This is a genomic window from Mammaliicoccus sp. F-M27 (genome assembly GCF_022387115.1).
Lineage (GTDB): Bacteria > Bacillota > Bacilli > Staphylococcales > Staphylococcaceae > Mammaliicoccus > Mammaliicoccus vitulinus.
In genome coordinates, this window is sequence record NZ_JAJNIE010000008.1 from 46,546 (window position 1) to 61,307 (window position 14,762).

General features: G+C 33.1%; 14 protein-coding genes. 8 read left to right on the plus strand and 6 right to left on the minus strand.

Features of this window, described 5'->3' with window-relative positions; translation table 11 throughout:
* Nucleotides 1–72: 72 nt before the first annotated feature.
* The 5 genes from LQ598_RS09050 to dnaA form a co-directional block, all read right to left on the minus strand.
* Nucleotides 73–1,317 (minus strand): ABC transporter permease, encoded by a 1,245-nt coding sequence (locus tag LQ598_RS09050; protein WP_107536356.1) that lies wholly within the window; start codon nucleotides 1,315–1,317, stop codon nucleotides 73–75.
* The gene (locus LQ598_RS09055) at nucleotides 1,310–2,209 is read right to left on the minus strand and encodes an ABC transporter ATP-binding protein (RefSeq protein ID WP_107556487.1); all 900 of its coding nucleotides are present in this window, start codon (nucleotides 2,207–2,209) and stop codon (nucleotides 1,310–1,312) included. Before LQ598_RS09055 ends, LQ598_RS09050 begins: the two co-directional genes overlap by 8 nt.
* 5 nt (nucleotides 2,210–2,214) lie before the next feature.
* Nucleotides 2,215–2,454: a helix-turn-helix transcriptional regulator gene (locus LQ598_RS09060; protein WP_016911735.1), complete on the minus strand. Its 240-nt coding sequence runs from the start codon at nucleotides 2,452–2,454 to the stop codon at nucleotides 2,215–2,217.
* A 126-nt stretch (nucleotides 2,455–2,580) separates the two neighbouring features.
* Nucleotides 2,581–3,714: a DNA polymerase III subunit beta gene (gene dnaN / locus LQ598_RS09065; protein ID WP_016911736.1), complete on the minus strand. Its 1,134-nt coding sequence runs from the start codon at nucleotides 3,712–3,714 to the stop codon at nucleotides 2,581–2,583.
* Between the two features lie 166 nt (nucleotides 3,715–3,880).
* Complete coding sequence (gene dnaA / locus LQ598_RS09070; RefSeq protein WP_016911737.1) at nucleotides 3,881–5,221, minus strand: chromosomal replication initiator protein DnaA; 1,341 nt, start codon at nucleotides 5,219–5,221, stop codon at nucleotides 3,881–3,883.
* A gap of 552 nt (nucleotides 5,222–5,773) precedes the next feature.
* On the opposite strand from dnaA, the gene rpmH reads away from it, so the two are divergent.
* The 8 genes from rpmH (at nucleotide 5,774) to LQ598_RS09110 (ending at nucleotide 13,902) form a co-directional block, all read left to right on the plus strand.
* Entirely contained in the window at nucleotides 5,774–5,911 is a 138-nt protein-coding gene (gene rpmH, locus LQ598_RS09075; protein WP_016911738.1) for a 50S ribosomal protein L34, read from the plus strand.
* 97 nt (nucleotides 5,912–6,008) lie between these two features.
* A complete protein-coding gene (gene rnpA / locus LQ598_RS09080) occupies nucleotides 6,009–6,353 on the plus strand; it encodes a ribonuclease P protein component (protein ID WP_016911739.1) in 345 nt (114 codons plus the stop codon).
* A gap of 29 nt (nucleotides 6,354–6,382) precedes the next feature.
* Nucleotides 6,383–7,195, plus strand: coding sequence for an RNA-binding cell elongation regulator Jag/EloR (gene jag, locus LQ598_RS09085; RefSeq protein WP_107536359.1), 813 nt, complete (start codon nucleotides 6,383–6,385; stop codon nucleotides 7,193–7,195).
* 113 nt (nucleotides 7,196–7,308) lie between these two features.
* Complete coding sequence (gene mnmE / locus LQ598_RS09090; RefSeq protein WP_016911741.1) at nucleotides 7,309–8,688, plus strand: tRNA uridine-5-carboxymethylaminomethyl(34) synthesis GTPase MnmE; 1,380 nt, start codon at nucleotides 7,309–7,311, stop codon at nucleotides 8,686–8,688.
* Between the two features lie 15 nt (nucleotides 8,689–8,703).
* Complete coding sequence (gene mnmG, locus LQ598_RS09095; protein WP_016911742.1) at nucleotides 8,704–10,578, plus strand: tRNA uridine-5-carboxymethylaminomethyl(34) synthesis enzyme MnmG; 1,875 nt, start codon at nucleotides 8,704–8,706, stop codon at nucleotides 10,576–10,578.
* A complete protein-coding gene (gene rsmG / locus LQ598_RS09100; protein ID WP_016911743.1) occupies nucleotides 10,579–11,295 on the plus strand; it encodes a 16S rRNA (guanine(527)-N(7))-methyltransferase RsmG in 717 nt (238 codons plus the stop codon).
* A gap of 40 nt (nucleotides 11,296–11,335) precedes the next feature.
* A complete protein-coding gene (locus tag LQ598_RS09105) occupies nucleotides 11,336–12,175 on the plus strand; it encodes a ParB/RepB/Spo0J family partition protein (RefSeq protein ID WP_016911744.1) in 840 nt (279 codons plus the stop codon).
* Between the two features lie 272 nt (nucleotides 12,176–12,447).
* Nucleotides 12,448–13,902 carry a carbon starvation CstA family protein gene (locus LQ598_RS09110; RefSeq protein ID WP_107558937.1) on the plus strand — a complete coding sequence of 485 codons (1,455 nt, stop codon included), beginning with the start codon at nucleotides 12,448–12,450 and terminating at the stop codon, nucleotides 13,900–13,902.
* Nucleotides 13,903–14,016: 114 nt separating this feature from the next.
* Here the strand turns inward: LQ598_RS09110 and LQ598_RS09115 are convergent, their stop codons facing one another.
* A complete protein-coding gene (locus LQ598_RS09115; RefSeq protein ID WP_119609214.1) occupies nucleotides 14,017–14,760 on the minus strand; it encodes a cyclase family protein in 744 nt (247 codons plus the stop codon).
* Between the last annotated feature and the right edge of the window lie 2 nt (nucleotides 14,761–14,762).

The following is a 14,762-nucleotide window of genomic DNA, read 5'->3' on the forward strand; positions in this document are numbered from 1 at the left end:
GAATTTCTATATTATTCCACAAAAAATCATTAAGGTTTTGTGACAAATTAGCTATTTATAAAGTTTTTAAAATTATTTAGTAATATTTAATGCGTTTTTTAAATTTTTAATGATACCTTTTTCATACGTAAGCACACTACCGCGATAAGTTTTAGCAGCAAATACAAGTAACACGATGCTCGTAATAACTGATATAACGATCCCTAAAATTAAATGCCACTCAGGCGTTGTTTCTGAAGTTGTTCTCAATAACATAACCATTGGCGACAACAATGGAATAAAGCTCGTCACTTTAACAAGCATTGTATCAGGATTAGAAATACTAAATATCGCAATATAAAATGCACCTAATGATACAAATGTTACGGGCATCATAGATTGAGCAAGATCTTCTATACGGCTCGTTAAGGCCCCTAGAATAGCCGCTAATGAAATATAGGATATTACCCCTAAAATTAAGTATACTGCACCGTAAATGATGATTCTCGTCGTCTCAGGGCCATACTCTACACCAGCTGATTCGAATAGACCTTTTAAATCAAATGCAAAGATACTAATCACAATCGCGAGAATGATAAAGAAGATTTGAGTAAATGCGACAGCTATAATCGCTAATATTTTAGCTGAAACATGTATTGACGGCTTCACACTTGTTATGATCATTTCAATCACACGAGTCGTCTTTTCAGTCGCAATCTCGGAACCAATTTGGTTAGCATAATTGATCGCTATGAAGAATGATAAGAAGATAATGATATAAACGACCGCAGTATTTAAAGCTTGAACTTTCGGGTTAATATCACTCGTTTGCTTTTCATCACTAGATTTAATTTCTTCTGTTTTTACGTCACTAGGCGTATTTAATGTTTTTAAATCGTCTTCTGATAAGTTTAATTTTTGTGCTGTTAATGATGATTGCATTTGACTAAGCGTTGATTGTAACCTCATCTTCTCGCTTTCACTAACACTACCCTTTTCGTAGATTGTACCGTCTACTTTTTCACCTTTCACATTAACTTGAATGAGGCGTTTATATTTTTTATCTTTAACGCCCTTTTTACCTTTTTCCAGTGAGACTTTTTCGACTTTTTTAATATTATCACTTTGTTTATATTGTTTCTCTAACACGTTGTAAATCATGTCGTTATCTGTTTGTATCGCGACTGTTTTACTACTGTTATCAAATAAATCAATAATTTTATCAACATTGCTTAATGCAAAAATAAAAATCATAAAAATAGCTGTCATAATAATAAACGACTTACTCTTTACTTTTTGCATATACGTTAAATTAAAAGTTGGCCAAAATTTATTCATGTTTTTCACCCACCTTAGCAATAAAGATATCGTTAAGTGATGGTTCTGCTACTTGGAATCGTTTAAGATATCCTAATTTCGTAACGTTTTGATAAATATTTTCAGCATATGATTCATCAGAAATTGTGAATTTAACGCCTTTTTTAGTCATTTTGAAATCTTCAACGCCTTCAAAGTCTTTTAAGAATTCAAAATCATGTTCACCTTCGATGAAAATATCTTTCTTACCGAAATCATCTTTAACATTGTCTAAAGAACCTGACACAATCGCTTTTCCTTTACTCATTATGCAAATATAATCACATAATTCTTCAACATGCTCCATCCTATGCGAACTAAATATAATCGTCGTACCTTGTTCTTTAAGGTCTTTAACGGCTAATTTTAGTAATTCAACGTTTACTGGATCTAGTCCACTAAACGGTTCATCTAGAATCAATAGTTCAGGCTTATGAATGATTGCTGCAATTAATTGAACTTTTTGCTGGTTCCCTTTTGATAATGCTTCAATCTTTTTTTCTTTATTTTCAAACGCATCAAATCTTTTCAACCAATAGTCTAATTCAGTTGCAATGTCTTTTCTCTTCATCCCTTTTAATTCTGCTAAATATTGTACTTGCTCCCATACTTTAAGTTTTGGATGCAATCCTCTTTCTTCAGGTAAATAGCCAATTTTATTCGTCATGGAATAGTCAATTGGCTCGTCATTAAAAGTAACAACGCCTGTTGTTTTAGGTAATAAACCTAAAATCATGCGAAATGTTGTTGTTTTACCTGCACCGTTTCCACCTAAAAATCCATACATTGTGCCTTTTGGAACTTCCAAGTTAACATCATGTACTGCAGTAAAGTCGTTAAACTTTTTTGAAACATTTTTAATAATTAATGTCATAACTTTTACTCCTTTTTATTGGGTCGTATTTCTGAAACATCTATATTTTCATCATCTTCAAATATAAATAATTCGTCTATAGATACTTCAAATACTTGTGAAAGCTTATGTGCCAATACTAATGTCGGATTAAATTTGTAACGCTCAATAGAATTAATCGTCTGTCTCGACACGTTGACTAAACGAGATAACTCGCTTTGCGTCATCTTTCTATCCGTCCGATATTCGTAAACTTTATTTTTCAATCGATCACTTCCTATCAAGTTAACTTTACAGTAAAAGATTATGGATTATATGTCAAGTTGACTTGACATATATAAACAAAAAAATAAGAAACTCTCAAAATTCCAGAGAGTTTCTTTAAATTTTTACTAATATGTTCTAATTGGTAAAATCAGTTGAATAACTGTTTCATCACCTTTTGGCTTGAGAATAAATGGTCTCATCGTGCCAAAGAATTCCACTTGCACTTCATCATTATCAATTGCTTTTAATGCATCCATCATATATTTAGAATTGAATGATATTTTTAGTGATTCCCCTTCAACATTATCAGTAGCTACATCTTCTTTAACCGTACCAATTTCTGGAGAAGTTGAAGATAATTCTAACTTATCTGCATCCGTTGATAATTTAATGACGTTATTTCCACCTTCACGTGCTAATAATGATGCACGATCAATAGCATGATAAAACTCACTATTGTTTATCGTTAATTTAGTTTCATAGTTTTCTGGGAATAATCTCGTAGTATCAGGATAGTTTCCTTCAAGTAAACGAGAAATAAAGTTAATATGACCAACTTTAAATAATACTTGGTTACTAGCAAAGAAAATATTGATATCTTCTTCAGAATCAGAAACGATTTTATTTAATTCCGATAAAGCTTTACCTGGAATAATGACATTCTTATCTTCGATCTCTTCATCTTCAAGTTTTAATTTTCTTAATGCAAGTCTGTGTGAATCTGTTGCAGTACAGGTCAATTCATTATTTTGGATTAACCAGTTAACACCTGTTAATACTGGGCGTGTTTCTGAGGTGGACACTGCAAAGTTCGTTTGTGCGATAATGTTCTTTAATACTTTGATTGGTAATTTGATTGCATCATCTTCAGAAACTTGTGGTAATAGTGGATATTGATCTGGATCTAAACCACTGACATTAAATTCAGAATGTCCTGAAGTGATAAGTGTCTTGAATTGCTCGTTAGTTGATAGATTTACTGTTTTACCTGGTAATTTCTTAACAATATCTACAAAGAAACGTCCTGGAAGTACAACAGAACCTTTTTCTTCTATATCTACAATCTTTTCACCATCAATATTTTGGTTGATTGTTATTTCAATCGATATCTCTGAGTCTGATCCTGTTAATATGATGCCTTTATCTGTTGCATCGATTTTGATTCCTGTAAGTATCGGTAATGTAGTTCTTGGTGAAATTGCTTTTAATGTATCATTCAATTGATTAAGAAAGTAATCTCGTTGAATTGTAAATTTCATAACTTATAAAACTCCTTCCAGTCGTTATATATTTAATTATATATCTTTTAAAATCATAGTAATAGTCATAGGGGCTGTGGATTGGTGGATAAGCGCCTTAAAAACGTGATACGAAAGTTATTCACATGTTAATAAACTGTGTACGAATGTGCACAACTTATCCACATTATCCACGGATTTGTTTTTCTAGTTGTTCTAAATCAGTTTTGAGTTCTGGATTATTTTCTAAATCTTTTCTGATTTTTTCGTGTGCATGAATCACTGTTGTATGATCTCGACCACCAAATTCTTCACCAATTTTAGGTAAAGAGAAATCCGTTAGCTCTCGAGATAGATACATTGCAATTTGTCTCGGATACGCAATAGATTTTGTACGCTTTTTAGCAGCAAAATCTTCTATTCGTATGTTATACATTTTACCAACGACTTGCTGAATATCTTGAATTGTTATTTTAGTAGATCTTGGTGTTGAAATAATATCTTTAAGCGCTTCAGCAACTAAATCAGTATTAATAGGTTTATTTCTAAGTTTAGAATAAGCTAAAACTCTTGTTAAAGCGCCTTCTAGTTCACGAATGTTAGATTGAATAGAATTTGCGATGTAAGTTAGTGCTTCTACTGGTAAATCAAGATTTTCTTCTTCAATTTTCTTTTGTAAGATAGCCATTCTTGTTTCAAAATCAGGCGGCGTAATATCTACAATCAAACCCCATTCAAAGCGCGTTCTTAAACGATCTTCTAAAGTTGGAATTTCTTTAGGTGGACGATCACTAGAAATAACAATTTGCTTTTTATTTTGGTGTAAATCGTTGAATGTATGGAAAAATTCTTCTTGAGTTTGTTCTTTCTTTTGAATGAATTGAATATCATCTATTAATAAAACATCGATATTACGATACTTGTCTCTAAAGCTTTCAGTATCATTTTTTCGGATAGACTTAATAAATTCATTTGTAAATTTCTCACTAGATGTATATAGTACGTTCGCATTTGGATTCTGTTCAAGTACATAATGGCCAATTGCATGCATTAAGTGCGTTTTGCCTAAACCAACACCACCATATATAAATAGTGGATTATAAGCATTGGCTGGTTCTTCAGCGACAGCTAATGAAGCAGCATGCGGGAACTGATTACCCGGACCGATAACAAATGTATCAAACGTGTTGTTACTATTAAGTTGGCTGTTTATTACTTCTTCATGTTCTTCGGTTACTTTTGATCTTTTCGGCTTTTCAGCGAAATCTTCACTTTGCAAATCTTCTTCTGAAATAAATTTAACTTGAACCTTGTCTCCAATGACATCATAGATGAAATTAATGACATGTTCATGATATTTATTGGTTAACCACTCAGCAACAAAAGGACTTTGTGCAACGACGATTGCACGATTACTATCTATTTGATGTAAGTAAGTGCCTTTGAACCAAGTATTATAACCAGCAGAAGCGATTTGATCTTCAGCAATAGATAACACTTGCTCCCAAATTTCTTCTTTTGAATTCATAAAAGTCCTCTTTCTAATTTAAATTTATGGAGTTATACACATAAAATAAGATTGTTGATAAAGAAAACCACAGGTTGTTAATAATTATCCACAACTTACTAACAAACGGTGGATAACTCAACTTTCCAATTCTCTTGTCCACAATCTTTACACTAGTATTCTTCTATAGAAATCATAGTAGTATCAATACTTTGTATAACTTATCCACACAATTATACTTTCAAACAAAACAAGTTGTCAAATGGTTGTGAATATGTGTAAAAAGATTAAATTAGGCTGTGAATAAGAAATAAGATTTATATAATTATCCACAAAAAGTTGGTAATGCATTGTGAATAAGTGGATAACTCTATTTTCGATTGTTGTAAATTTCTTCTTGATTTTTAAAAACTGATTTGTTATAGTTTAGTAGTTATTGAAATTGTGAAAAGTCACGTGTATGGTATAACTAATTTTGAAACTAATCTTCTGATATATATAAATGAATATCATACAAACAATTATCTAACTGTAAATTTAGATGTTAAGAATAAATAATGGAGGTGTTCTTAAATGGTAAAACGTACGTATCAACCAAATAAGCGTAAACATAGTAAAGTACACGGTTTCCGTGCTCGCATGAGCTCTAAAAACGGCCGTAAAGTATTAGCTCGCCGTCGTAGTAAAGGTAGAAAAGTATTATCAGCTTAAGATCACTGAAGAGCAGTGGTCTTTTTTTTGTTTTAATTGATGTAATTGTTTTGTATAATAAACAATAATTAAGTGTTGTTTTTTGGAGTGGATGTTTGTGGAAAAGGCTTATCGTATTAAGAAAAACAATGATTTTCAAAGAATATATAAAAAAGGTAAGTCAGTTGCTAATCGACAATTCGTTATTTATACAGCAGAAAACGAACATGAACACTTTAGATTAGGTATAAGTGTTTCAAAAAAATTAGGAAATGCTGTTACTAGAAATAGAATAAAAAGGTCAATTAGAGAATGTTTTAAGAATCATAAAGAAAATATTATTCCTAAAGACATCATTGTTATCGCTCGAAACCAATCTGTTAATTTAGAAGTAGTTGAAACGCAGAAGAGTTTAGAGCATGTATTGAAGATTGCTAAAGTTTTTAATAAACGTATTCCCTAAGTATTGATATTTTACTAGGAGGTTGCAGCATGCTTAAATCACGCTATGAAGGACAATCAGTAGAACAAGCACTTCAACAAGGTTTAGAAGATTTAAATGTTCAAGAACAACAAGTAAGAATTGATGTTATTAAAGAAGGTAAAAAAGGTATTTTTGGATTTATGAAACAAGATGCACACATTGAATTAACTATCATTGATCCTGAACTTAAGCAGTTTGAGTCAATTGAAGCGTTAAAATGTCGTCATCAACAACATGAAGAAGCTGACGAACCAATAAGTGATGAAACGCATCACGAAGAAGCAATAATTATAGAAGAAAATAATAACGACGAAAATGATATTCAGTCAGAAGAAGATATACGTGAACATAACAATCAGAAAAAAGATTCATTAAATGAAGTAGCACAAGATACATTAACGTATGTGCTTAATATTATAAGAGAAATGAACATTGATGTAGATGGTTCATACGAAATTAAGTCTAATACAATTTATATTAATATGACTTCGAATAACGCTGCTTATATAATAGGTAAACGTGGACAAATTTTAAATGCACTACAAACTGTAGGTCAAAATTATATGCATCAATTTGTGAAAGGTTATTATGCGCTCATATTAGATATTGAATCTTATCGTGAAAAACGTAAAGAAACTTTAGAACAGTTGGCAATTAATATGGCTAAAAAAGCAACCCAGACGAAAAAACCGGTTAAATTAGAGCCAATGCCGAACTTTGAACGTAAAATTATGCATCAAGCAGTGAGTAAAATTGAAAATATCGAAACATACTCTGAAGGAAGAGAGCCACATCGATATTTAGTCATAAAGAATAAATGATAATAGTCGGAGTGAGTGATCTCGCTCCGCATTTTTTCGAACATAAAATTCGAAAAATAGAACAAAACCATTTACAATCAATAGAATAGTTACTAATGGTGGAGGAGAAAATCATGGAATTAGATACAATTACAAGTATCTCAACGCCTATGGGTGAAGGCGCAATAGCAATTGTACGATTAAGTGGCCCGGATGCCTTAAACATTGCCAATCGTATATATAAAGGAAAAAAACAACTCAACGAAGTAGCATCACATACTATAAATTATGGTCACATTATTGATCCTGAATCAGATGAAGTGATTGAGGAAGTGATGGTAGCTGTAATGAAAGCACCTAAGACTTTTACAAGAGAAGATATAGTAGAAATTAACTGTCATGGTGGACTTGTAACAGTTAACCGTGTGCTTGAATTAACGATGTCAAATGGTGCTAGAATGGCTGAACCAGGTGAGTTTACGAAAAGAGCCTTTTTACACGGACGTATTGACTTGTCACAAGCTGAAGCAGTCATGGATTTCATCAGATCTAAGACGGAACGCGCATCGAAGGTAGCCTTAGGGCAGATGGAAGGGCGTCTAAGTAGTCTAATAAAAGGGCTGAGACAGTCCATTTTAGAAATTCTTGCACAAGTGGAAGTCAATATTGACTATCCAGAGTATGACGATGTTGAAGAAGCAACTGCACAATTTCTACTAAAGGAAGCTAGACATATTGAGAACGAAATTGATCAGTTATTAAAAACAGGTCAACAAGGAAAAATTATGCGTGAAGGGCTATCTACAGTAATAGTAGGGAAGCCTAATGTTGGTAAAAGTTCGATGCTTAACAACTTGATTCAAGATAATAAAGCAATCGTAACTGAAGTTGCCGGAACAACGCGTGACGTATTAGAAGAATATGTTAATGTTCGCGGCGTGCCATTAAGGCTCGTTGATACAGCAGGTATTCGTGAAACGGAAGACATCGTAGAAAAAATTGGTGTTGAAAGGTCTAGAAAAGCTTTATCAGAAGCTGATTTAATTCTATTTGTACTTAATTATAACGAGTCACTCACAGAAAATGATTATCAATTATTTGATGTCATTAAAGATGAAGACGTTATTGTTATCATAAACAAAATGGATTTAGAACAAAACCTAGATATGGATGAATTAAAAGAAATGATAGGTGATCATCCGTTAGTTCAAACATCGATGATAGAACAGCAAGGTATAGAAGATCTTGAACAAAAAATATCAGAATTATTCTTTGGTGGTCAAGTTCAATCACAAGATATGACGTATGTTTCTAATTCAAGACATATAGCACTTTTAAAAGATGCGAAAAGGGCAATTAATGATGCAATACAGTCTGCAGAAGACGGTGTACCTATAGATATCGTACAAATTGATTTAATTAAGACTTGGGAATTGCTAGGAGAAGTTATCGGTGAAGAAGCAAGTGAATCACTTATCGATCAATTATTTAGCCAATTCTGTTTAGGAAAATAAAAAGGAGGAAAAATTTTGACACAAAAATATGACGTTATTGTTGTCGGTGCAGGGCATGCTGGAGTAGAAGCAGGTTTAGCTTCAGCGAGACGTGGCGCAAAAACACTTATGCTTACAATTAATTTAGATAGTGTAGCATTTATGCCATGTAACCCATCAGTAGGTGGCCCAGCAAAAGGAATAGTAGTGAGAGAAATCGATGCACTTGGTGGTCAAATGGCTAAGACGATTGATAAAACACACATTCAAATGCGTATGTTAAACACGGGTAAAGGCCCAGCTGTTAGAGCATTACGCGCACAAGCTGATAAAGTATTATATCAAGAAGAAATGAAACGTGTAATCGAAGACGAACCAAATCTTGATATTATGCAAGGTATGGTAGAACGTTTAATTATAGAAGATAATAAAGTTAAAGGCGTAGAAATGGTTATTGGATCAACTTATGAAGCTGATGCAGTTGTATTAACTACAGGAACATTTTTACGTGGTGAAATCATTTTAGGAAACTTAAAATATTCAAGTGGCCCAAATCATCAAATGCCATCTATTAAACTAGCTGAACATTTGAAAGAATTAGGCTTTGAGATTGTTCGTTTCAAAACTGGAACACCACCACGTGTAAATGGAAATACAATAGATTACAGCAAAACTGAAATTCAACCAGGTGATGATGTCGGACGTGCATTTAGCTATGAAACGACAGAATACATTTTAGATCAATTACCTTGTTGGTTAACGTATACAAATGAACATACACATAAAGTTATCGATGATAATTTACATTTATCAGCAATGTATTCAGGCATGATTAAAGGTACTGGACCAAGATATTGTCCTTCCATTGAAGATAAATTCGTAAGATTCAATGATAAACCAAGACATCAATTGTTCTTAGAACCAGAAGGACGCAAAACTCAAGAAGTTTATGTACAAGGCTTATCTACAAGTTTACCGGAAGATGTTCAACGCAAAATGTTAGAAACAATTCCAGGACTTGAAAAAGCTGATATGATGCGTGCAGGTTATGCAATTGAATATGATGCAATTGTTCCAACGCAATTATGGCCAACACTCGAAACAAAAATCGTAACTAACTTATTCACTGCTGGTCAAATTAACGGTACTTCAGGATATGAAGAAGCGGCTGGTCAAGGTTTAATGGCTGGTATTAATGCAGCAGGTAAAGTACAAGGTAAAGAAGATGTTATTTTACGTCGTTCAGATGCTTATATTGGTGTATTAATAGATGATTTAGTGACGAAAGGTACAAATGAGCCTTATCGTTTATTAACTTCACGTGCCGAACACCGTCTATTACTTAGACATGACAATGCAGATCTAAGACTGACAGACATTGGTTATGAACTTGGCATGATTTCTGAAGAACGTTACGCTAAATTTAACCAAAAACGTGATGCAATCACTTCAGAACAAGAAAGATTAAAAGATATCCGTATTAAACCGAATGAACATACACAAAGTGTTATTGAAAGTCGCGGAGGTTCAGCACTTAAAGATGGAATTTTAGCGCTAGATTTATTACGTAGACCAGAAATGGACTATGATGCAATTATGGAAATCTTACAAGAAGAATCTCCAGTGAGTCCGGATGTTCAAGAACAAGTAGAAATTCAAACTAAATACGAAGGTTACATTCAAAAATCATTAGCACAAGTTGAAAAAATGAAACGCATGGAAGATAAAAAAATACCTGAAAATATTGATTACGATGCTATTAACAGTTTAGCGACTGAAGCACGTCAAAAATTAAAAGAAGTCAACCCACTAGATATCGCACAAGCTTCACGTATTTCAGGGGTTAATCCAGCAGACATTTCAATATTGCTTGTTTATATCGAACAAGGTAAAATTCAGAAGGTGAACTAGATGAACGAACAAACATTTATTAATTCCTTAAAAGAATCAGGTATAGCGTTAACAGATAAACAAATTAATCAATTTGAGATTTATTTTGAAATGTTAGTAGAGTGGAATGAAAAAATTAATTTAACAGCCGTGACTGAAAAAGAAGAGGTTTACTTGAAACACTTTTTTGATTCTGTAACACCTAGCTTTTATTTAGATTTCAACAAAATTGAATCAATATGCGATGTTGGTGCTGGAGCAGGATTTCCTAGCATACCGCTGAAAATTATATATCCACATTTACAAATTACAATAGTAGATTCATTAAATAAACGTATTAAATTTTTAAATGAATTAGCAGCAGCATTAAATATAGACAATGTGAACTTTGTGCATGATAGAGCTGAAACGTTTGGTAAGAGCAATTACCGTGAAAGCTTTGATCTTGTAACAGCGCGTGCAGTGGCAAGATTATCTGTATTAAGTGAATTGTGCATACCTTTAGTTAAAAAGGGTGGGCAATTTGTAGCTTTAAAAGGTTCGCAAGGCAGTGAAGAGTTGGAAGATGCACAATTTGCTATTTCAGTCTTAGGAGGACAAGTGAATGAAATATATGACTTCACTTTACCTTTAGAAGAAAGTATGAGACAAATAATTACGATAGATAAATTAAAACAAACACCTAAGAAATATCCAAGAAAACCAGGAACACCAAACAAAGAGCCGTTAACAAAATAATTCCTGGGAAATATGTATGAACGAAAGTAGGTATATTGAGATGAAAAAGCCTTTTTCTAAATTATTTGGACTAAAAGACAAAGAATTAGAACACATAGAAGAAGCTCGAGCTGAAGGTAATGTAGCGATAATTTCAACAGAGAGAATTGTGCCAAACCGTTACCAACCGAGAAAAGTATTCGATGAATCAAAAATTAAAGAATTGGCACAATCTATAAAAGAACATGGATTATTACAACCAATTGTTGTTCGTCCAATTGAAGAAGGTATGTACGAAATCATAGCGGGAGAGCGAAGATTTCGTGCAATAAAACATAACGATTTACCTGAAACAGAAGTAATTATTAAGCCGTTAAATGATAAAGAAACAGCAGCAGTAGCACTAATTGAAAATATTCAACGAGAAAATTTATCAGCAATAGAAGAAGCGGAAGCATATAGAAAGCTTCTTGATTTAGAAGATATTACACAACAAGATTTAGCTGTGAGTATGGGGAAAAGCCAATCATTTATAGCAAATAAATTGAGATTGCTTAAATTATCAGAACCGATCATAATTTCACTACAAAAAGGTGAAATAACAGAAAGACACGCTAGAGCGATGTTAGGTCTAGACGATGACGGTCAACAAGATGTCTTAACAGCCATCCATTCACAAAATTTAAACGTTAAACAAACAGAGGATCGTGTTAAGAAAATACGAGGCTCTGAAAAAGTAAAAGCTAAACAATTCCAATTCGAGCAAGATATTACAGAAGCCCTTGATTCACTTGGACAAAGCATTAAAAATGTTGAAAAAGAGGGAATTAAGATTAAACGCATCGATGAAGAACATAAAGACTTTTACGAAATTACGATTAAAGTTTATAAAAGAAAATAGCTAAAATGAGCTGGGGACATCAATCTCTTGCTCAAAATAAATCACCCAATCCGTTTGATTCATGTTCGGATTGGGTGATTTTTATATTTTTGATTTTGTAAAGTCCATGCTTGCATAGTCAATGTGCAAATAAAGTAATATTATGTAAATCATAATCAAAGTTGATATGTATACTAAGTTAAAATGTTGTTAAATTGCGCGCAAAGCATTGTATTTTGTAAATGATTCATTTATAATTTTCTGTAAACGCTTACATAATAAGGGGGATTTCAATGATTACATTTTTAGTTTCTATTGTATTATTGATTGTAGGTTATTTTACATATGGTAAGTATATTGAAAAGATGTTTGGCGTTAAGGATGAACGTCCGACACCAGCTCATGATCAAAGGGATAACATCGATTATGTTCCGATGACGACAAATAAAAACTCACTGATTCAATTATTAAATATCGCTGGTGTAGGACCGATATTTGGGCCTATTATGGGTGCTTTATATGGTCCTGTTGCTTTTTTATGGATCGTATTAGGTTCTATATTTGCTGGGGCTGTCCACGATTATTTAACAGGTATGATTTCAATTCGTAATAAAGGGGCTCATCTACCTGAATTAGCTGGTAAGTTTTTAGGTAATGTGATGAGACATTTAGTGAATGTCTTTACGTTATTATTATTGTTATTGACGGGTACGGTGTTTGTAACAAGTCCGGCATTACTGTTACATTCGTTAATGGATGGAAGAATTGCACTAGGTATTATCATTTTTGTTATTTTCTTATATTATTTCTTATCAACGATTTTACCAATCGACAAAATTATTGGTAAAGTCTATCCGGTGTTTGGCTTTGTTCTGATGATTTCGGCAGTTGGTATTTTCATCAGATTATTAATGACTGGGGCAGAAATTCCAGAATTAACGTTGAAGAATATGCATCCTGATTCTGCACCGATATTCCCATTGTTATTCTTTACGATTACATGTGGTGCTTTATCTGGTTTCCATGCAACACAATCGCCGATAATTTCTAGAACGACGAATAATGAAAAAAATGGTCGCAAAATATTTTACGGCATGATGATCGCTGAAGGTGTTATAGCGATGATTTGGGCTGCGGCTGCAATGAGTTTATTTGGTGGATATGGTGGCCTACAAGAAGTGTTGGCTAAAGGTGAAGCAGCTCTTGTAGTGAGTGAAGCATCTACTATGTTACTTGGATCTGTATTTGGTACATTAGCAATACTGGGTGTTATTGTATTGCCAATTACGAGTGGAGATACATCATTTAGAAGTGCGAGAATGATTCTTGCTGATTACTTTAATATTGGTCAAAAGAAAGTATGGAAGAGATTTGCTATCGCGATACCAATGTTTATTATTAGCTTTATATTAACGACAGTGGACTTTACAATCTTGTGGAGATATTTCTCTTGGGCAAACCAAACGACAGCTGTTATAGCGTTGTGGATAGGGGTAATGTACTTGCTGTTATCTAAAAAGAATTTCTATGTCGCGTTAATACCCGCATTATTCATGACGTGGAATATATTCACTTATATTTTAAGTCAGCCTATTGGATTTGGAATGGATTTAAAGCTAAGCTATTGGCTATCTATCGGTCTCACAATTTTATGGACAATGTACTTCTATTATTTATATCGAAAAAATAGTGAGAATGCGATAGAAATAGATCATCAAATTGGCGCAGCAACTGTATCAAAATACTAATCATGAAAAAAGAACCTTTCGGTCTCCACCGAAAGGTTCTTTTTATATATATTTAATATAGGGAAGCTAGTCTGCCATATAACACTCGCTCAAAAATATTATATGGCAGTGCTATTATTTAGGGGTAATAGCAAATGCTCGGACAGGGAACCCGGGAGCATTATTAGGTTTAGGGCTAATGGCTAATATAACTGCACCACGTGTTGGCAGTTTGTCTAATCCGGTTAACAATTCTATTTGGAAAGTATCTAAACCAAGGACGTAACGCTCACCGACTATATCGTTATGTTTACGAATGTCTACAGAAGCATCTGTATCGAACGTTTCATGTCCTATAGATTTGATTTTTCTTTCTTCAAATAAGTACTTAAGGGCATCTAATGACCATCCTGGGAGGTGTTCATGACCTTCTTTATCTTTATTTTCAAATTGTTCTTTGTCTGGCCATTTTTTTGACCAGTCACTTCTGAATGCTACGAACGTTCCGCTTTCAATAGGACCATTTTCTGATTCCCATTGAAGAATATGTTCTTTTGTTAATCTGAAATCTGAATCTTGAGCCACTTCTTTTGAAAAATCTAATACGATTAAAGGTAATACTGTTTCTTGTAAGCCTAATTCATGTAAATATCGCTTATGTTCTACAAAATGTATCGGTGCATCTATATGTGTACCGTACTGTGTAGGGAATTGCCATGATTGCGCAAAGAAACCATCATCTTTAACTTTATATAATGTTTTTGTTTCTGCATTTTCAAAAGCTGAGAAATGGGGAGACTCAGAATCAAAAGTATGCGTTAAATCTATCCAATTATATTCTTTTAGTTGATTTAGCGTGTCCCACAATGGATATGACATAA

Bases quoted from the DNA above. Each gene is read 5' to 3' on its own strand.
- LQ598_RS09050 (WP_107536356.1), bottom strand. From the start codon at position 1,317: ATGAATAAATTTTGGCCAACTTTTAATTTAACGTATATGCAAAAAGTA.
- LQ598_RS09055 (WP_107556487.1), bottom strand. From the start codon at position 2,209: ATGACATTAATTATTAAAAATGTTTCAAAAAAGTTTAACGACTTTACT.
- dnaN (WP_016911736.1), bottom strand. From the start codon at position 3,714: ATGAAATTTACAATTCAACGAGATTACTTTCTTAATCAATTGAATGAT.
- dnaA (WP_016911737.1), bottom strand. From the start codon at position 5,221: ATGAATTCAAAAGAAGAAATTTGGGAGCAAGTGTTATCTATTGCTGAA.
- rpmH (WP_016911738.1), top strand. From the start codon at position 5,774: ATGGTAAAACGTACGTATCAACCAAATAAGCGTAAACATAGTAAAGTA.
- jag (WP_107536359.1), top strand. From the start codon at position 6,383: ATGCTTAAATCACGCTATGAAGGACAATCAGTAGAACAAGCACTTCAA.
- mnmE (WP_016911741.1), top strand. From the start codon at position 7,309: ATGGAATTAGATACAATTACAAGTATCTCAACGCCTATGGGTGAAGGC.
- rsmG (WP_016911743.1), top strand. From the start codon at position 10,579: ATGAACGAACAAACATTTATTAATTCCTTAAAAGAATCAGGTATAGCG.
- LQ598_RS09105 (WP_016911744.1), top strand. From the start codon at position 11,336: ATGAAAAAGCCTTTTTCTAAATTATTTGGACTAAAAGACAAAGAATTA.
- LQ598_RS09110 (WP_107558937.1), top strand. From the start codon at position 12,448: ATGATTACATTTTTAGTTTCTATTGTATTATTGATTGTAGGTTATTTT.
- LQ598_RS09115 (WP_119609214.1), bottom strand. From the start codon at position 14,760: ATGTCATATCCATTGTGGGACACGCTAAATCAACTAAAAGAATATAAT.